This is a genomic window from Streptomyces sp. NPDC002324, from assembly GCF_053593335.1.
The window spans coordinates 519,728-538,372 of record NZ_JBSFCF010000001.1 but is presented as its reverse complement, the minus strand read 5'-3'; the positions used below and the strand labels follow the sequence as shown (position 1 = coordinate 538,372).

At 72.8% G+C, this 18,645-nt stretch carries 15 protein-coding genes; 4 read left to right on the top strand and 11 right to left on the bottom strand.

What is annotated here, in order from left to right:
• Window positions 1–153: 153 nt before the first annotated feature.
• The 3 genes from ACWCRJ_RS02280 to lipB all read right to left on the bottom strand — a co-directional run bounded on the left by ACWCRJ_RS02280 (window position 154) and on the right by lipB (window position 2,851).
• Entirely contained in the window at window positions 154–357 is a 204-nt protein-coding gene (locus tag ACWCRJ_RS02280; RefSeq protein WP_005478404.1) for an SCO2195 family GlnR-regulated protein, read from the bottom strand.
• A 293-nt stretch (window positions 358–650) separates the two neighbouring features.
• Window positions 651–1,616, bottom strand: coding sequence for a lipoyl synthase (gene lipA, locus ACWCRJ_RS02275; protein WP_450937459.1), 966 nt, complete (start codon window positions 1,614–1,616; stop codon window positions 651–653).
• Between the two features lie 443 nt (window positions 1,617–2,059).
• Complete coding sequence (gene lipB / locus ACWCRJ_RS02270) at window positions 2,060–2,851, bottom strand: lipoyl(octanoyl) transferase LipB (RefSeq protein ID WP_450937458.1); 792 nt, start codon at window positions 2,849–2,851, stop codon at window positions 2,060–2,062.
• Between the two features lie 403 nt (window positions 2,852–3,254).
• Here lipB and ACWCRJ_RS02265 point away from each other — a divergent pair, with 403 nt between their 5' ends.
• Window positions 3,255–4,694, top strand: coding sequence for a hypothetical protein (locus ACWCRJ_RS02265; RefSeq protein ID WP_005478400.1), 1,440 nt, complete (start codon window positions 3,255–3,257; stop codon window positions 4,692–4,694).
• 82 nt (window positions 4,695–4,776) lie between these two features.
• Here ACWCRJ_RS02265 and ACWCRJ_RS02260 read toward each other — a convergent pair whose 3' ends face one another.
• Both ACWCRJ_RS02260 and ACWCRJ_RS02255 read right to left on the bottom strand, forming a co-directional pair.
• Window positions 4,777–6,183 carry an NAD(P)/FAD-dependent oxidoreductase gene (locus tag ACWCRJ_RS02260; protein ID WP_450937457.1) on the bottom strand — a complete coding sequence of 469 codons (1,407 nt, stop codon included), beginning with the start codon at window positions 6,181–6,183 and terminating at the stop codon, window positions 4,777–4,779.
• Between the two features lie 385 nt (window positions 6,184–6,568).
• Entirely contained in the window at window positions 6,569–7,489 is a 921-nt protein-coding gene (locus ACWCRJ_RS02255) for a TIGR01777 family oxidoreductase (protein ID WP_450937456.1), read from the bottom strand.
• 94 nt (window positions 7,490–7,583) lie between these two features.
• Here ACWCRJ_RS02255 and ACWCRJ_RS02250 point away from each other — a divergent pair, with 94 nt between their 5' ends.
• Window positions 7,584–8,072, top strand: coding sequence for an N-acetyltransferase family protein (locus ACWCRJ_RS02250; protein ID WP_450937455.1), 489 nt, complete (start codon window positions 7,584–7,586; stop codon window positions 8,070–8,072).
• An 83-nt stretch (window positions 8,073–8,155) separates the two neighbouring features.
• Here the strand turns inward: ACWCRJ_RS02250 and ACWCRJ_RS02245 are convergent, their stop codons facing one another.
• Window positions 8,156–9,340, bottom strand: a complete 1,185-nt coding sequence (locus ACWCRJ_RS02245) for a MarP family serine protease (protein ID WP_450937454.1) — start codon at window positions 9,338–9,340, stop codon at window positions 8,156–8,158.
• A 328-nt stretch (window positions 9,341–9,668) separates the two neighbouring features.
• On the opposite strand from ACWCRJ_RS02245, the gene ACWCRJ_RS02240 reads away from it, so the two are divergent.
• Both ACWCRJ_RS02240 and ACWCRJ_RS02235 read left to right on the top strand, forming a co-directional pair.
• Window positions 9,669–10,412 (top strand): peptidoglycan recognition protein family protein, encoded by a 744-nt coding sequence (locus ACWCRJ_RS02240; RefSeq protein ID WP_046915554.1) that lies wholly within the window; start codon window positions 9,669–9,671, stop codon window positions 10,410–10,412.
• A 103-nt stretch (window positions 10,413–10,515) separates the two neighbouring features.
• Window positions 10,516–10,815: a hypothetical protein gene (locus tag ACWCRJ_RS02235; RefSeq protein ID WP_450937596.1), complete on the top strand. Its 300-nt coding sequence runs from the start codon at window positions 10,516–10,518 to the stop codon at window positions 10,813–10,815.
• 30 nt (window positions 10,816–10,845) lie between these two features.
• Here ACWCRJ_RS02235 and ACWCRJ_RS02230 read toward each other — a convergent pair whose 3' ends face one another.
• The 5 genes from ACWCRJ_RS02230 to sucB form a co-directional block, all read right to left on the bottom strand.
• Window positions 10,846–11,370, bottom strand: a complete 525-nt coding sequence (locus ACWCRJ_RS02230) for a DUF4240 domain-containing protein (protein WP_450937595.1) — start codon at window positions 11,368–11,370, stop codon at window positions 10,846–10,848.
• An 84-nt stretch (window positions 11,371–11,454) separates the two neighbouring features.
• Window positions 11,455–12,444, bottom strand: a complete 990-nt coding sequence (locus ACWCRJ_RS02225; protein ID WP_450937453.1) for a helix-turn-helix transcriptional regulator — start codon at window positions 12,442–12,444, stop codon at window positions 11,455–11,457.
• A 153-nt stretch (window positions 12,445–12,597) separates the two neighbouring features.
• Window positions 12,598–15,300 (bottom strand): pyruvate dehydrogenase (acetyl-transferring), homodimeric type, encoded by a 2,703-nt coding sequence (gene aceE, locus ACWCRJ_RS02220; RefSeq protein WP_450937452.1) that lies wholly within the window; start codon window positions 15,298–15,300, stop codon window positions 12,598–12,600.
• A 583-nt stretch (window positions 15,301–15,883) separates the two neighbouring features.
• The gene (locus ACWCRJ_RS02215; RefSeq protein ID WP_005478380.1) at window positions 15,884–16,525 is read right to left on the bottom strand and encodes a GntR family transcriptional regulator; all 642 of its coding nucleotides are present in this window, start codon (window positions 16,523–16,525) and stop codon (window positions 15,884–15,886) included.
• Between the two features lie 301 nt (window positions 16,526–16,826).
• On the bottom strand, window positions 16,827–18,635 hold the full coding sequence (sucB, locus tag ACWCRJ_RS02210; RefSeq protein ID WP_450937451.1) for a 2-oxoglutarate dehydrogenase, E2 component, dihydrolipoamide succinyltransferase: 1,809 nt from the start codon (window positions 18,633–18,635) through the stop codon (window positions 16,827–16,829).
• Window positions 18,636–18,645 lie beyond the last annotated feature (10 nt).

Below are 18,645 nucleotides of genomic sequence, written 5' to 3'. Positions count from 1 at the left end.
GTCTACGTGTCCGGGGAAGTGAGGACGACGGCGGTGCCGGTGGGGACCGGGATCCGGCGGCTGCGCCGGGGAAGCGGCGCCGGGCGGCGGCGGTGCCTGCGCTCGTGCTGCGGACGGGGTCGTGCGGCGAGCGGGGTCGTGCGGAGGGACTGGTTACGAGGTGCGCGAGGAGACGGCCGCCTCGAGGACGCGCTCGGCCTCGACACGGTCCTTGGCGCGGCGGCGGTCCTCCAGCACGGAGGTCCAGGCGTTGCGACGGGCGGTGCGCTGGCCGCTGCTCAGCAGAAGCGACTCGACGGCACGCAGTGCATCGGTGAACGACGGGATCGGTGTGGCGCGGACGGGTGCGGCCTGCATGGGAGGTCCCCCCTCGGGATGGCTGCTCTGGCTAGGACCCTGTACCGGGTGTGAAACCAGGGTCACTCATTGGTGTTACCAGGGCATGACCGACCGGTCAAACGAGGGTGAAGCCTTGATAGGCGGCCCTTAAACCTCGACGCGGCCCTGACAGGGCCCTCATCTGCGAGGACGGTCAGGACCGCGGTCAATCGGCCATTACTGGCGAGTAGCCCCTTGTGCTGGGATTCACACGACCTGATGGCACTGCGTGCCATTTGGCGGAGCGGTCGGTGGAGGGGCTGGTGGAGGGGTCAGACGGCCTGCGAGGCGATGTACGAACCCCGCTTCTCGACGGCCATCTGGTAGAGGCGGCCGGCGCGGTACGAGGAGCGGACCAGCGGGCCGGACATCACGCCGGAGAAGCCGATCTCGTCGGCCTCCTGCTTCAGCTCGACGAACTCCTGCGGCTTGACCCAGCGCTCCACGGGGTGGTGGCGGACGCTCGGCCGCAGGTACTGGGTGATGGTCACCAGCTCGCAGCCGGCGTCGTGCAGCTGCTTCAGCGCCTCGCTGACCTCTTCGCGGGTCTCGCCCATGCCGAGGATCAGGTTCGACTTCGTGACCAGACCGTAGTCGCGGGCCTCGGTGATGACCTTCAGGGAGCGCTCGTAGCGGAAGCCGGGACGGATGCGCTTGAAGATCCTCGGGACCGTCTCGACGTTGTGCGCGAAGACCTCGGGGCGGGACTCGAAGACCTGCTGGAGCAGCTCCGGTACGGCGTTGAAGTCGGGGGCGAGCAGCTCGACCTTGGTGTGGCCGCTCTCACGCTCGGCGGTCTGCCGGTGGATCTGGCGCACCGTCTCGGCGTACAGCCAGGCGCCGCCGTCCTCCAGGTCGTCGCGGGCGACGCCGGTGATGGTGGCGTAGTTCAGGTCCATGGTGACCACCGACTCGCCGACACGGCGGGGCTCGTCGCGGTCCAGCGCCTCGGGCTTGCCGGTGTCGATCTGGCAGAAGTCGCAGCGGCGGGTGCACTGGTCGCCGCCGATGAGGAACGTGGCCTCGCGGTCCTCCCAGCATTCGTAGATGTTGGGGCAGCCCGCCTCCTGGCAGACCGTGTGCAGGCCCTCGCTCTTCACGAGGCTCTGCATCTTCGTGTACTCGGGGCCCATTTTCGCCCGGGTCTTGATCCACTCGGGCTTGCGCTCGATGGGGGTCTGGCTGTTCCGGACCTCCAGGCGCAGCATCTTGCGTCCGTCGGGTGCGACTGCGGACACATCGGCTCCCTGTGCTTCGATTCTTCGGCGTCCCCCAGGGTACGCCCGTACGGTTCTCGCTCTCCGGGGTGGGCAACCTTCACCTTCGCGGTGCCATTCCCCGCGCCGGCCCCGCGTGTGGGTGCGTCCTGCGGCTGCCAGCCCGGTGGGGCTTCTCGCGCGGTCCCCGCGCCCCTGAAAAGCAGGGGCTGCGCCCCGTGCTTTTCGGGCACGCGGGTCTGTTGTCTTAGGGCGCGGCGCGCCTGCGGGTCTGAGAGACGGCGGGCTCCGGGCCCGAGGCCATGGCTCAGGCGGCCGGGGGCAACGGGCCGGGCACCGCTTCCAGGCCCGCCACGGCCTGGACCTTCAGGGGCGCGGGGAACTGCGCGAGAAGCCCACCGGGCCCGCGCCCGCCCGCGAACCCCAGCGCACCACCCCTCTGCGCGAGGCGGACTACACCTGGACTACACCGCCTCGCGCAGAACCACCCGCGGCTGCAACTCCGCGTTCTCCAGCACACCCCGCAGATGCCGCTCGACCACGGGAAGAACCTCCGCGATGCCGATGTCCCGGCCCAGTTCCCCCGCGAGGGAGGCGACCCCCGCGTCACGGATCCCGCACGGGATGATCCGGTCGAACCACTTGTTGTCGGGGTTCACATTGAGCGCGAAGCCATGCATCGTGACCCCCTTCGCGACCCGGATCCCGATCGCCGCGATCTTGCGGTCCTCGCGCCGCTGCCCGGCGTTGGAGGGCGCGTACTCCGGCCCGTTCATCCGCGGATCGAACTCGTCGTCGGTCATCCGGGGGTCGAGGTCCAGCGAGAGCCCGCCGAGCCGCTGCTCGACCGGATCGCCGAGCACCCACACCCCGCTGCGGCCCTCGACCCGGGTCGTCTCCACCCCGAACTCCGCGCACGTACGGATCAGGGCCTCCTCCAGGCGCCGTACGTGGGCCACCACGTCCACCGGCCGGGGAAGCTTCTGGATCGGGTAGCCCACCAGCTGCCCCGGACCGTGCCAGGTGATCTTGCCGCCGCGGTCGACGTCGATGACGGGGGTGCCGTCGAGGGGACGCTCGTTGTCGGCCGTGCGCCGGCCGGCCGTGTAGACCGGCGGGTGCTCCAGGAGCAGCACGGTGTCGGGGACCTCGTCGGCGAAGCGCGCCGCGTGCACCCGGCGCTGTTCGTCCCACGCCTCCTGGTACTCGACGGCCTCCGCGCCGAACCCCATGCGGACGAACCGCAATCCACTCACGGCAAGCGCCTCCCTCGGCGGTACCACCGGGCGGCGGCACCGCGATAGCCCTGTCAGGCGCGTGACGCGCCCAAGCCACTGTACGACCGCGCGGCCGGGCGGTGTTCGAGCGGTCTTCGGTGCCGGTGCCGGAGACCGTCGTGCGGGGCGCGGAGGCGGAGGCCGACGCTCGTCGTACGCCCCGGCCGCCGGGCGTACGAGGAGCCCAGCCGGCGCGTGACGGAGGCCGACCACGTCAGCCGTGCGGTAAATCCTCACACGATCGGATGAATGGTTGCGGAAGTGTGCGATCGGACGCTTACTCTCCGCTACATTCGCGCCGTTCACAAGGCCGCAAAAGGCTTCTCACCAGGCAATCCGGGAAACCCCGCCGACACCCGGAAGGCAGGAGACCGCACCGCAGATGACGGAACGACCCGCGCAGCGCACCCCCAACCGCCAGCTCGCCGCCCTCATCGCAGAAGCGGGGTTCTCGAACGCGGGACTAGCGCGCCGTGTGGACCAGCTCGGTCTCGAACACGGCCTCGACCTCAGATACGACAAGACGTCGGTCACCCGCTGGCTGCGTGGTCAGCAGCCCCGGGGGACGACACCCGCACTCATCGCCGAGGTGTTCACCCGCCGCCTCGGCCGTCGGCTCACCGCCCAGGACCTCGGCCTGGACGCCTGCGCCCCCGTCTACGCGGGCCTGGAGTTCGCCGCAACCCCCGAGGAGGCCATCGACATCGTCGGCGGCCTGTGGCGCAAGGACTCCGGCAGCCACGCCGAACTCCGCAAGATCGCGTTCACACCCGCCGGGCTGGTCGTCCCCAGCCGGGACTGGCTGATCGGCCGCGCCGACGACCGGGTGGGCCGGGGCGATCCGGGCGCGACCCGGGTCCCCCCGCAGGGCCGTCCGGTCGTCCCCCGGCAGCGCAGCCAGACCGAGCGCGGCCCCGGCCAGAAGGTCACCGGCGGGGACATCGCCGCCCTCCGCTCGGTGGGGGAGCTGTTCCGCGCCCTCGATGACGCGTACGGCGGCGGTCACGCCCGCCAGGCCCTCGTGCGCTACCTGGAGCACGAGGCCGAGCCCATGCTGCGCGGCGCCTACGGCGAGCAGGTCGGCCGGCGGCTGTTCGCGGCCGCCGCCGACCTGACCCGGCTGGCCGGCTGGACCTCGTACGACATCGGCGCCCACGGACTCGCGCAGCGGTACTTCGTGCAGGCGCTCAGGCTGGCGCAGGCGGCGGGGGACCGGGCGTACGGGGCGTACGTGCTCGTCACGATGAGCCGTCAGGCGGTCTATCTGGGACATGGGCGCGAGGCCGTGCAGCTCGCGCGCGTCGCCCAGCAGGGCGTCGGGTCGGCCGTGCCGCCGGTGGTGCAGTCGCTGCTGCACTCCGTCGAGGCGCGGGGGCACGCGGTGCTCGGCGAGGTGCGGGCCTCCACCGCCGCGCTGGTCCGGGCCGAACGCGCCCTGGAGACGGCCCGTCCCGGGGACGAGGTCCCGTACTGGGCGCGGTTCTTCGACGAGGCCCAGCTCGCCGACGAGTTCGGGCACAGCCACCGCGACCTCCAGCAGTACCGGGCAGCCGCCCAGCACGCCGAGCGCTCCCTGCAGTTGCGGGCACCCGCCTACGCCCGCAGCCGCCTCTTCTGCCGCGTCGTCCTCGCCTCCGCCCGCCTGGGCCTCGGAGAGCTCGACCAGGCCTGCCAGTTGGGCGCGGAGGCCGCCGGCCAGGCCTCCGAGATGCGGTCCGTACGGGCCGTGGAGTACGTCCGCGACTTCGAACGCCGCCTGGAGCCCTACCGCGACGCGGCCCCGGTGCGGGGGTACCGGGACAAGGTGGCGGCGCTGGGGTAGGTGTGGGCCCGTAGTACCCGTAACCCGCCTCAGGGGCGCCCGGCACAGCGCCGGGCGCCCCTGAGGCGTCTCCCGGGGAGCCTCACGCGGCCGTCTCCAGCGGCTCCTCGGAGAGCAGCGGGCGGACGTCCAGGTCGGTCAGGACGGCGTGTGCGGCCCGCCGGGCGGAGTGCAGGGCGCCCTGGACGGTGCTGGTGTCGCGGTGGTCGCCGCAGACGTAGAGGCCCGCCAGGAGGCGCACCGGACGGCGCAGGTCGTGCGGCGCGGGCATCGCGGGGACCGCCTCGGGGACGTGGTGCGCGGCGAGGAGTTCCCAGCGGGTCGTGGACGTCCGGTAGAGACGGGCCAGTTGGGCGCGGACCGTGGCGTCGAGGTGCGCGGGGTCCGGGGGAGTGCCGAGCACCGTGGAGGTGATCAGGGCGCGGCCCGCCGGTGCCCGGCTCGGGTCGACCTGGCTGACGACCGCCGTGTGCGAGACGGGCCCGCTGCGGTCGGCGTCGAGGAGCAGCGCCGGTTCGGTCAACGGGGGCTCGTCGGTGGCGTGGTGCAGAACCGTCACCGGGTGGAACCCCGGCACCCGCAGCCCGGGCAGCAGATCGGCGGCGGACCGGGCGTCGGTGGCCAGCACGACGGCACGGCAGGTGAGTTCACCGTGGTGGGCCGTGGTCACCGAGGTCGTGCTGATCGCGGTGACCTGGACGCCCGTGCGGACCGAGCCCGGCGGCAGCGCGGCCGCGAGCAGCTCCGGAAGCGTGTCGGCGCCGCCCTCCGGGATGCACAGCCGACCCGTCGCGAAGGTGTGCAGCGCCAGGTCGGCACAGCGGCTGGAGGTCTCCAGCGCCGGGTCGGCGAGCAGCGCGGCCAGCAGGGGGCGTACGAAACCGTCGATCGTCCGGGGCGGGAACCCCCGGGTCGTCAGTGCCTGGGCGGCCGGTACCTCCACCCGGGCGAGGAGCCGCTCGGGCGCGGTCGCGGCGAGCCGGGCCAGGGCCATGGCCAGCCGGGACTGGTCGGCGGGAGCGCCCAGCCGGCCGGGCCGCGTGCCCGCGGAACGGGCCGGGGAACGGCCCTGGTTCCGGGGGAGCCTGGGGGCGCTTGCCAGGGCGCGCGCGGCCGTGAGTGCGCCCCTCGCGCTCCGCAGGACCGGGGCGGCGCCGGCGCGTTGATGACGGCCGTCGGCGTGCAGCAGGACGCCGGGGGCGAACGCGCGCAGGGGGAGCCGGTCCAGGCCGGGCGTACGGCGCAGTTCCGGGTACGACGTGGAGAGCAGCCGCGTCGTGCGGTCCAGGCGGAAGCCGTCGATCTTCTCGGTGGACATGCGGCCGCCGACGGCGGGGGCGGCCTCCAGGACGGTGGTCCTCAGCCCCGCCCTGGTCAGATGTCCGGCTGCGGCGAGGCCGGCCACACCGGCTCCTACCACGATGACGTCTGTGTCTTCGGCGTACTCCGTGTCCGCCGGGAACGCCGACTGGTGCACCGACTCAAGCACGTGCCCCTCCCGAGGTCGCGCGGCTGCGGGGACGTTATGCCCCCAACATCCTTCTGAAATACCTGAGTTCGGCATGAGAGTGAAGGCGGGCGCCGGTTCCGGGGAAGGAGCGCGGGACCTCGCACGGGGGCATGGACGGGGTGCGCGTGCGCCGGGTATTCGGGGGGCGGGGACGTCGTCGTCGGGTGCGGGTCCGGTGGGGGCCGCTCGCGCGGTTCCCCGCGCCCCTGAAAAGCAGGGGCTGCGCCCACCGCTTTCAGCACCGCGCGGCCACCGCTTTCAGGCCCGCGGGGCCTGTGTCGTTCAGGGGCGCGGGGAACCGCGCGAGAAGTCCCACCGGACCCGCACCCGACATCACACCCACACCGACCACGAACCCGCCCCCTCAGCCGAGCGCAGCTCGGATCGCGTCGTCGATCTCCGGATACGTGAAGGTGAACCCCGACTCCAGCAACCGCGTCGGAACGGCCCGCGTACTGCCGAGCACATCGCCCGCCACCTCGCCGAGCGCGAGCCGCAGCGCCGGCGCGGGCACCGTGAACAGGGTGGGCCGGCGCAGTACCCGGCCCATCGCCGCCGTGATCTCACGGTTGGTGCGCGGGGCCGGCGCGGTCAGGTTGAACGGGCCCGACAGCGACGGCGTGAACAGCAGATGCCGCAGGGCCGCGACCTCGTCGTGCAGGGAGATGAAGCTCCAGTACTGGCGGCCGTCGCCCATCCGCCCGCCCAACCCGGCCTTGAACAGCGGGAACAGCGGACCCCAGGCGCCTCCGCCCCGGGCCACCACCAGCCCCGTACGGGCGAACGCGGTACGGATCCCGGCCTCCCGCGCCGCCTCGGTCGCCCCCTCCCACTCCACGCACAGCCCGGACAGGAACTCCGAGCCCGGCTCCGCCGACTCGTCCACGACCCGGTCGCCCGTGAAGCCGTAGAAGCCGATGGCGCTGCCGTTGACCAGCACGTTCGGTGGGGTGTCGAGGGAGGCGGCGGCCTCGGCGAGCGTCCTGGTGCCGAGCACCCGGCTCCTGCGGATCGTCGCCTTGTACGCGTCCGTCCAGCGGCGGGAGGCGACCCCCGCGCCGGCGAGGTTGACGACGGCCGCGCACCCCGCGAGGCCGGCCGTGTCGACCCGCCCCGCCTCCGGGTCCCAGCGCACCTCACCCGGCGCCCGGGGCGCCCGCCGCACGAGCCGGAGCACCTCGTGACCGTCCTCGGTGAGCGAGCGGGCCAGCGCGGAACCGATCAGGCCGGACGCACCGGCGATCGCGATACGAGAACCGGGCGGAACGGGCGATTCAACGGTCATGTCTCCATCCTGCCCGCCGCACGGCGGGACGGCGGGTCCGGGGTGCACGATCCGGCCGACGATTCGCCGGTCCGGCCGCCGTACAGTGGCCGCCATGCCCGCACCGCACATACGCCTCGCCACCTCGGAGGACGAGGACACGCTCGGCCGACTCGACCGCGACACCTGGTCCACGCTGCACTCCGTCCAGGAACGCCCCACCCAGCCGTACGCGCCGTTCTTCAACGAGCGCTACGGCCCCCGGGACCACCTGGTCGCCGAACTCGACGGCACCGTCGTCGGGTACGTCCGCCTCGCCCTGCCCTCCGGCCTCGCCTGTCACACGCACGTCCGTCAGATCCAGGGCCTCGCCGTCGCCGACCGGGCGCGCGGGGCGGGCGTCGCACGGGCGCTGCTGCGCGCCGTCCAGGACGAGGCGCGCCGCCGCGGCGCCCGCCGGCTGACCCTGCGGGTCCTCGGCCACAACACCGCGGCCAGGAGGCTCTACGAGTCCGAGGGCTTCGTGGTGGAGGGGATCCTGCCGGAGGAGTTCCTGCTCGACGGGGCGTACGTGGACGACGTACTGATGGGCCGTCGGCTCTGACCCGACCGCCCACCACCGACCCCTTCCCCCAGCGGCCGGCGGGTCACGGGGCCGCCGGGTCACCGCGTCACGAGGTCACCGCGTCACGAGGTCACCAGGTCACCCGTGTCCACCGGGGTCGTCGCGTTCGCCGCGCGCTTCGCGTCCGGGAGGACCTCGTCCACCGTGAGGACGTACCCCGTCTCGGCGTCCGAGGTGGAGCGGGCGAAGACGACGCCGAAGACCCGGCCGTCGGTGGTGAGGAGGGGGCCGCCGGAGTTGCCGGGGCGGACGGTGGAGCGGATGGAGTAGATGTCGCGGGTCACCGAGTCGGTGTTGTAGATGTTCCGGCCGGTCGCGTCGATCCGGCTGGCGACCGTGGCCGCCTGGAGGTCCAGGCCGCCGTCCTCCGGATAACCGGCCACGACCGCCGCGTCCCCGCGCTCGGCGCTGTCGTCGAAGCGCAGCAGCGGGGCCTTGAGCCCCGGGACGTACAGGACCGCCACGTCCTTGTCGGAGTCGAAGAGCACGACCTTCGCCTCGTACGCCCTGCCCACGCCGCCCACGCGCACGCTCGGGTCGTCGATGCCCGCCACCACATGGGCGTTGGTCATCACATGCTCGCCGGCGAACACGAAACCGCTGCCCTCGCGGCCCTGGGTGCCCGCGACGCCCTCGATCTTCACCGTGCTCCGCTTGGCGGCGCCGGTCGCGGCCGCGGTGACGCTGTCGCCGGAGGGCTTGGCGACCTCGGCCGTCGCCTCGTTCTCGAACGGGTTGAAGACCTGCGGGAAGCCCGCCTCGGTGAGCGCGGACGTGGCGTCCGAGAACCAGGCCGGGGTGGTGTCCGGCATGGTGTTCTGCACGGCGCCCAGCAGCGCGGAGTTCCGGATCGAGTTGGTCACCACCGCCGACGAGGACGCCCCGAGAACGCTCGCGGCCACCCACGCCACGATGAGCACGGCGAGGGTGTTGGCCGCCGCCCCGCCGATGCCGTCGGCCACCCGCAGCGGGCTGCGGTCGATCTCCCGGCGCAGCCGCAGCGCCAGCCTGCCCGCCAGCTCGTGCCCGATCACCCCCGGCACCAGGACGGTCAGCACCGCCGTGACCGTCGCCGTGGGCGTGCCCGCCTCCACCAGCTCCATCATCCAGGGCAGCACCCAGACGCCGGTCGCCGCACCGCCCACGAAACCGGCGAGGGACACACATCCCGCCACCAGGCCGCGACGGTAACCCGACGCCGCGTAGGCCAGGATCACCAGCATCAGCAGGATGTCGAGCACGTCCACTCCAGCCGCCTCTCTCTAGGGACCCTGTAGTACGCGCGCGGCGGCCGCAGTGATCAGCTGCGCCCCCGCGGCACCCCGCCGGTCCGCGCGAACCGGCCACCACCGCGCCACATCCGCTCTGGAACAGTGAAAACGCCCCGGACCACGGCGTTGGTTCCTTCCGCTTCCACCGGGTGGCCCACCCCACATCGCGGCGGGGGCGCATCCGGGTGACTCTGGGGACATGCGTGTGTTCCGGAGGCCACGGGGGGCGCGGATACGGCGGCACCTGCGCCGGTCGCGTGACCGCGTGCGCCTGGCGTGGGAGCGTGCGGATCCGCCCCGGCGGGTGCTCCTGCTGCTGCTGGCCTCCCTGCCCGGCCTGGCGGCCGTCCTCGCGCTGGTCATGCTGGTGTTCGGCGTGGACCGTACGGGGCAGCGGCCGGGCCGGCCCGCCGCGGCCCGGCCCGCGCTGCCGCACCAGGCGCCCCGGCCGCCCATCGTGCCGAGGACCCGCTGGCTGGAGAAGGACGCGCCCAGCCAGCCACCCGCCCGCTACGACGACGAGGTCGCCGCCGTCTTCATCCACCACACGGACTCGCCCAACGGCTACGACTGCGCCGACGCGCCCCGCATCATCCGTTACCTCTACGCGGGCCAGACCGGTGCCAAGGACTGGGACGACATCGGCTACAACTTCCTCGTCGACCGCTGCGGCACCATCTACGAGGGCCGCGCGGGCGGCATCGACCGTGCCGTCACCGGCGCTCACACCCAGGGCTTCAACCACCGCACCACCGGCATCGCCGCCCTCGGCACCTTCACCGCCGGCGTCCCGGTCCCGCAGGCCATGACCGACGCGATCGCCGCCCTCGCCGCCTGGAAACTCGGCCTCTCCGACACCGACCCGCGCGGCAGCGTCCGGCTCACCTCCAGCAACAGCCTCAGCCGCTACGCCTCCGGCACCACCGTCCTGCTGCCCACCCTCGCGGGCCACAGCGACGGCTACATGACCAGCTGCCCGGGCGCGGCCCTCGCGGAACGCCTGCCCGCGATCAGGGAGCTGGCGGCCCGCCTCCAGGGCCGGCGTTGACCCGGATCTCAACGGGTTCACAGACAGCGTGCCGGGGCCTCACAGACCGCTCCAAGATCCGTGCCCTACCTTCGTGGTGTCACGCCGACCGGAGATGGGGAAAGTGGTGGGGAAGATGCTCGGCAGCCGTACGACGAACGACGCGTCCCGCGACCGGCGGAGGTCCTGGTCCTCGGCCCTGCGGAGCCCCTGGACGGTGGCCTGCGCGACCGCCGTCGTCGTGCTCGGCCCGTCCGCCGTCACCGCGTCCGCGCTGGACCGCGCCAACGCCGCGCCCCTGCACGGGGCCCACGCCCCCGGGCACCCCGCCCCGGGGCAGGAACGACGCCACCACGCCCAGCCGTACACCACCGAGCAGTACGCCTACCTGCCGCGCACGCCGGGCCGCGGCTCGCGCGCCTGAGACACCCCGCCCCGCCGGAACCGGCCCGGCTCAGCCCTCGCCCCGGAAACGCTCCCAGAGCTTCGGGCAGCGCTCCGCGAGCGCCGTCTCGTCCTCGAAGTCGAGCGGGGTGCCCTCCGGTTCGCCCGGCGGGGGCGGGATGCCGAGGTCCGGGGCGACCACACCGGTGAGCTGCTCGTACGCCTCGTCCGCGGCGTAGCCCAGCTCCTCGCCGTCCCCGTCGATCTCGTCGTCGAAGTCGTCCAGCAGACCGGCGAGCGAGTCGGGGTCGTGGACCGCGCCCTCGAAGACCTCCCGGCCCTGACCGATCAGCCAGCACCGGAAGAAGTCGAACGCGTCGTCACTGGCACCGTCGAGCAGCACCCACGCGGCGCCCCAAAGGTCCCAGGTGTAGGCGCGGTTGTAGCGGGACTCGAAGTGCCGGGCGAAGTCCAGCACCGCCTCCGGGTCCAGCCGGCCGAGCCGTTCCACGAGCAGGTCGGCCTGGTCCTCGGGATCGCCCTCGGCATCCTCGCGGGCCGCGTCCACCAGCTCCCAGAACTCCGTCTCGTCCATCACGGGTCCAGCATCGTGCCTGGGCGGGTGCGACGCACGCGGAGAACGGCGGAATGTTGTGTCCGCCACGATGTCCGCGCGGCCTCACGGGGTCGCGTACAGCCCGGCGAGCCGGCGCGCGTCGCCCGCGAAGCGCTCCCGCAGGCCCGCGGGCGCCAGCACCTCGGCCTCCGCCCCCAGCGCCGTGAGCTGCGTGTGCGCCACCTCCTCCGACTCGACCCGGAGCGTGAGGGTCGTCCGGCCGTGTTCGTCCGGCGTCCCGGCCGCCGTCAGCGCGTCCCGGGCCGAGACGGGATCCACGACGTACGGCAGTCTGCGCACGCCCTCCGCCGAGAGCCGCACGACGACCTCGGCGTGCAGGATCGACCGGGCGAACCGCTCCGCCTGCGCGTCCCAGTAGGCCGGCAGGTCGAACTCCTCGTCGCGGGCGAAGCGCTCGCCGCCGTCCTCGACGGAGAGGAAACGGTCGATGCGATAGGTCCGGAAGGATCCGGTGCCGCCGCCGGTGAGGGGGACATGGGCGCACAGGTACCAGACACCGGCCTTGAGGACGAGACCGTACGGTTCCAGCGCGCGCTCGACCTCGGTGTCACCCCTGCGATAGCGCGCGACGATCCCGCGGTCGTCCCACACGGCGTCCGCCACGGCGGGCAGCAGCTCAGGGGTCTTCGGCTCCTGGAACCAGCTCGGCGCGTCGAGGTGGAACCGCTGGGACGCCGTACGGGAGGCATCGCGGAGGGAGGGCAGCAGGGCGGCCGAGACCTTCAGCCGGGCCGCCGAGGCCGCGTCCTCCAGCCCCATCTCCCGCAGCGCCCCCGGCACACCGCTGAGGAACAACGCCTCGGCCTCACCGCGGGCCAGGCCCGTGAGCCGTGTGCGGTACCCGCCGATCAGCCGGTACCCCCCGGCCCGCCCCCGGTCCGCGTACACCGGCACCCCCGCCTCCGACAGCGCCTGGGCGTCCCGGGTGACGGTCCGCTCGGACACCTCCAGTTCACGGGCCAGTTCGGCGGCGGTCATGGAGGGCCGGGACTGGAGAAGCAGCACCATCTTGATCAGCCGAGCAGCACGCATGCCTTCATGATGCCGGGTGCGTGGGGGGCGCGGGGAACCGCCCGATCAGCCCCACCGGGCCGGCCGACGGGGGTCGAAGGGGCGCGACCCCTGGGGGGAGGGATGGGTAGGGGCGGCGGGGGCGAGGAAAACGCCCCCACCGCCCCGCCGGTGTCACAGCCCGTACCGCTCCCGAGCCTCCTTCACCGCCGTCGCCTGGACCTCACCACGACGGGCGAGTTGCGCGAGGGCGGCGACGACCACGGACTGCGCGTCCACACCGAAGTGACGGCGGGCGGCCTCCCGGGTGTCCGACAGCCCGAACCCGTCCGCACCGAGCGACGAGTAGTCCTGCTCGACCCACTGCGCGATCTGGTCCGGAACCTGGCGCATGTAGTCGGAGACGGCCAGCACCGGCCCCTCCGCACCCTGCAACGCCTGCCGGACGAACGGCGTCCGCTCCTCCCCGCGCAGCAGCGCGGCATCCGCCTCCAGCGCGTCCCGCCGCAGCTCGCTCCACGAGGTCGCGGACCAGACGTCCGCCGCGACACCCCACTCCTCGGCGAGGAGCTTCTGCGCCTCCAGGACCCAGTGGATCGCCGTACCGGAGCCGAGCAGCTGGACGCGCGGGGCGTTCGCCACCGGGGACAGCCCCGCCGACTCGGCCGTGTTGAAGCGGTACAGGCCCTTGACGATGCCCTCGTCCACCCCGGCGACGCCCGGCTTGGCGGGCTGCGGCAGCGGCTCGTTGTAGACGGTCAGGTAGTAGAAGACGTTCGGGTCCTCGCCCGGCGCGGCCTCGCCGTACATCCGGCGCAGACCGTCCTTGACGATCGCCGCGACCTCGTACGCGAACGCCGGGTCGTACGTCAGTGCCGCCGGGTTCGTCGCCGCGATGACCGGCGAGTGGCCGTCGGCGTGCTGCAGGCCCTCACCCGTCAGGGTCGTACGGCCGGCCGTCGCGCCGACGAGGAAGCCGCGGCCGAGCTGGTCGCCGAGCTGCCACATCTGGTCGGCCGTGCGCTGCCAGCCGAACATCGAGTAGAAGATGTAGAAGGGGATCATCGCCTCGCCGTGCGTGGAGTACGCGGTGGACGCGGCGATGAAGTCCGCCATGGAACCGGCCTCGGTGATCCCCTCGTTGAGGATCTGGCCGTCCTTGGCCTCCTTGTAGTACATCAGCTGGTCGCGGTCGACCGGCTCGTACGTCTGGCCCTTGGGGGAGTAGATCCCGAGGGACGGGAACAGCGACTCCATGCCGAAGGTGCGCGCCTCGTCGGGGACGATCGGCACCCAGCGGCGGCCGGTCTGCTTGTCGCGGACCAGGTCCTTGACCAGACGGACGAAGGCCATGGTCGTCGCCACGTTCTGCGAGCCGGAGCCCTTGTCGAAGGCGGCGAACGTCTTGTCGGCGGCGGCCGGCAGCGGGGCCAGCGCGTGCGTACGGCGGGCCGGGGCGGGGCCGCCGAGCGCGGCGCGGCGCTCCTGGAGATAGCGGACCTCGGCGGAGTCTGCGCCGGGGTGGCCGTAGGGCACGACCCCGTCGACGAAGTCGCTGTCCTTGATGGGCAGTTCGAGCAGATCACGCATCTGCTTGAACTCGTCCGTCGACAGCTTCTTCATCTGGTGGTTGGCGTTCTTCGACGCGAAGCCCTCGCCGAGGGTGAAGCCCTTGACGGTCTGGGCCAGGATGACGGTCGGCGCACCCTTGAACTCGACGGCGGCCTTGTAGGCGGCGTACACCTTGCGGGCCTCGTGACCACCGCGCGAGAGGTGGAAGCACTCCAGGATCTTGTCGTCGCTCAGCAGCTTCGCCATCTCGACGAGCGCGGGGTCCTTGCCGAAGAAGTCCTGGCGGATGTAGGCGGCGTCACGGGTCTGGTACGTCTGCACCTGCGCGTCGGGTACCTCGCGCAGCCGGCGCAGGAGCGCGCCGGTCGTGTCGAGCTGGAACAGCTCGTCCCAGGCGGAACCCCAGAGCGTCTTCACGACGTTCCAGCCGGCGCCGCGGAACTGGGCCTCCAGCTCCTGCACGATCTTGAAGTTGGCGCGGACCGGGCCGTCGAGGCGCTGCAGGTTGCAGTTGATGACGAAGGTGAGGTTGTCGAGTCCCTCGCGGCTCGCCAGCCCGAGTGCGGCCGTCGACTCCGGCTCGTCCATCTCGCCGTCGCCGAGGAACGCCCAGACGTGGGAGTCGGAGACGTCCTTGATGCCACGGCTGGTGAGGTAGCGGTTGAAGCGCGCCTGGTAGATGGCGGAGAGGGGGCCGAGGCCCATGCTCACCGTCGGGAACTCCCACAGCCAGGGCAGGCGGCGGGGGTGCGGGTACGACGGCAGGCCCTCGCCCCCTGCCTCACGGCGGAAGTTGTCCAGGTGGGACTCGTTCAGGCGGCCGTCGAGGAAGGCGCGGGCGTAGATGCCGGGGGAGGCGTGGCCCTGGATGTAGAGCTGGTCGCCGGAGCCGTCCCGCTCCTTGCCCTTGAAGAAGTGGTTGAAGCCGGTCTCGTAGAGCCAGGCCGCGGAGGCGAAGGTGGCGATGTGGCCGCCGACGCCGTACTTGGCGCCGCGGGTGACCATCGCGGCCGCGTTCCAGCGGTTCCAGGCGGTGATACGGCGTTCCATCGCCTCGTCACCGGGGATGCCCGGCTCGGCGGCGGTGGGGATGGTGTTGACGTAGTCCGTCTCGAGCAGCTTGGGCAGCGCGATGCCGTTGCCCTCCGCACGCTCCAGGGTGCGGCGCATCAGGTACGCCGCGCGGTGCGGCCCGGCCGCCTTGGTGACGGCGTCCAGCGAGGCCTGCCATTCGGCGGTCTCCTCCGGGTCCCGGTCGGGGAGCTGGTCGAGCGCGCTCGGCTGGATGGCGTGGGAGTCGGTCATTGCGCCGCCTTCCTCAGTCGAAGGGGGTTCCCTCATCGGTAAGGGTTCGGGGGTTGCCCTTGGTCTTTGGCAGGACAGGGCGGTGGGCTTCGGTGGAAGCCCGTCGGCGACTGTAACCCGCTGATCGATGATCGATCAAAGGGTTCCGGGCAAAATATCTTGATCACGAGAAAGTCGGCACGGGGTGCCCTCGGCGGAGACACCGGGTGCCGTGGCGGGTCGGGGTTTGTGCAGGTGGGGCGGCGTTTGAGCGGGGGTGCGCTCAGGGGGAGGGGGTGCGGGGTGCGTCGGCGGGTGCGGCCGGTGGGGCTTCTCGCGCAGTTCCCCGCGCCCCTGAAAACCCAGGCCCCGCAGGCCTGAAGAGCTCAGCCCTGCCCCCGCGAGCCTGGCATACGACGACCCTGCGGCCCGAAAAGTACGGGCCGCAGCCCCGGCTTCTCAGGGGCGCGAGGAACTGCGCGATCAGCCCCCACCGGACTGTGGCCGAAGCCCCTGCTTTTGAGGGGCGCTGAGAACTGCGCGAGCGACCCCCGGGCGCGGAGAACTGCGCGAGCGACCCCCACCTGACCCGTGGCCGAGACGTCTACGCCGGCTCGTCGTCCGTGTGCGGGGCGCAGCCCAGGACGTGGGACTTGACCAGGTCGGCGATCCGGGGGTCGCGTCGCCGGAACGCCGCGACCAGCTCCTCGTGCTCCTCCGCGTAGGACTGCTGGACCGTACCCAGCCAGCGGATCGAGAGCGCGGTGAAGACCTCGATCCCCAGCCCCTCCCACGTGTGCAGCAGCACCGAGTTCCCCGCCGCCCGCACCAGCTCCCGGTGGAACGCCACCGTGTGCCGCACCTGGGACGTCCCGTCGGCGTTGCGGTCCGCCTCGTACAGCGCGGCCACATGCGGCTCCAGCGCCGAGCAGTCCTCCGCCAGCCGCTCCGCCGCCAGCTCCGCGGCGATCGCCTCCAGCCCCGCCCGTACCGGGTAGCTCTCCTCCAGATCGGCCGCGGTCAGATTCCGCACCCGTACGCCCTTGTTCGGCGCGGATTCGATCAACCGCAGCGACTCCAGCTCACGCAGCGCCTCCCGCACGGGAGTCTGGCTGACCTCCAGCTCCGTCGCGATCCGCCGCTCCACGATCCGCTCACCCGGCTTCCACCGCCCGCTCACGATGCCTTCCACGATGTGCTCGCGGATCTGTTCGCGCAGCGAGTGGACGACGGGCGCGGTGGTCATGCGGGCTCCTTCGGCGGGGGACCGGCGGGGGACGAGCCCCAGGGGCGTTGACCTCTAGACAATAGAGCCGCGGCCCTCCGGTGGAGAGGCGCACGGGGGTCCTTTCGCGCAGGTGAGACGAGACTTACACGCTCCCATGGGCGGCCGGTTTGTAAAGACCCGTACCGGCCAGGCTCGGCGGCGGTCCCCCGCACACCCGCGGCGGAGCGCGCACGCACCGGTGCCCCGCCCGGAGAAGTCCGGACGGGGCACCGTCGTCCCGCGATCAGCGGCCTCTGCTCAGAAGCCCCTGCTCAGAGGCTCACAGTCCGAGCTCGACCTCGAACTCGCCCGCTTCCAGGATCGCCTTGACGGCCGTTAGGTAACGGGCCGCGTCGGCGCCGTCGACCAGACGGTGGTCGTAGGAGAGGGTCAGGTACGTCATGTCGCGGACGCCGATGACCGCGCCCTCCTCCGTCTCGATCACGGCGGGGCGCTTGACCGTGGCGCCGATGCCGAGGATCGCGACCTGGTTCGGCGGCACGATGATCGTGTCGAAGAGCGCGCCGCGCGAACCGGTGTTGGAGATGGTGAACGTCGCACCGGACAGCTCGTCCGGCGTGATCTTGTTCGCCCGCACCTTGCCCGCCAGGTCGGCGGTGGCCTTGGCGATACCGGCGATGTTGAGGTCACCGGCGCCCTTGATGACCGGGGTCATCAGGCCCTTCTCGGAGTCCACCGCGATACCGATGTTCTCGGCGTCGAAGTAGGTGATCGTGCCCTCGCCCTCGTTGATCCGGGCGTTGATGGGCGCGTGCGCCTTCAGCGCCTGAGCCGCGGCCTTGACGAAGAACGGCATCGGGGACAGCTTCACGCCCTCGCGGGCCGCGAACGAGTCCTTGGCCCGGGCGCGCAGCCGCATCAGACGGGTGACGTCGACCTCGACGACCGAGGACAGCTGCGCCTGCTCGTGCAGCGCCTTGACCATGTTGTCGCCGATGACCTTGCGGATGCGCGGCATCTTGATGGTCTGGCCACGGAGGGGAGACGCCTCCAGGGACGGCGCCTTCTTGGGGGCGGCGGCGGCCGGTGCGGCAGCGGCGGGAGCCGGAGCGGCGGCAGCGGCCTTCGCGGCCTCGGCGGCGGCGACGACGTCCTGCTTGCGGATACGGCCGCCGACGCCGGTGCCCTTGACGGAGCCCAGGTCGACACCGTTCTCGGCGGCGAGCTTGCGCACCAGCGGGGTGACGTAGGCGCCCTCGTCGGTCGCCTTGGCGGCGGCAGAGCCTCCGGCAGTCGCGGCAGGGGCGGCAGCGGCCGGAGCCGGGGCGGCCGGAGCGGGTGCGGCGGCCGGAGCGGGTGCGGCGGCCGGAGCCTCGGCGGCGGGCGCCGGAGCCGGAGCGGCGGGAGCGGCCGGAGCCGGAGCGGCCGGGGCGGCGGGCGCCGGGGCAGCGGCGGCGGGCGCCGGAGCCGGGGCGGCCGGAGCCGGAGCGGCGGCCGGGGCGGCACCGGGAGCGCCGATGACGGCCAGCTTGGCGCCGACCTCCGCCGTCTCGTCCTCGGCGACCGTGATCTCCAGCAGCACACCGGAGGTGGGCGCCGGGATCTCGGTGTCGACCTTGTCCGTGGAGACCTCCAGCAGCGGCTCGTCGGCCTCGACGGAGTCGCCGACCTCCTTGAGCCAGCGGGTGACGGTGCCCTCGGTGACGGACTCGCCGAGCGCCGGGAGGACCACGTCGGTGCCCTCGGCGGAGCCGGCACCGGTGGCCGCCTCGGCGGTCGGGGCCGGTGCGGGGGCCTCCTGCTCGGTGGAGGGCGCGGCCGCGGCGGGCTCGGGGGCCGGAGCCGGAGCCTCCTCGGCGGCGGGGGCCGGGGCGGCGGCGGGCGCGCCCGAGCCGTCGTCGATCAGGGCCAGCTCGGCGCCGACCTCGACCGTCTCGTCCTCGGCGACCTTGATGGACGCCAGGATGCCGGCGGCGGGGGAGGGGATCTCGGTGTCGACCTTGTCGGTCGAGACCTCGAGCAGCGGCTCGTCGGCCTCTACGCGCTCACCCTCGGCCTTGAGCCAGCGGGTGACGGTGCCCTCGGTGACGCTCTCGCCGAGCGCCGGAAGGGTTACGGAAACCGCCATGGTTTCTGTT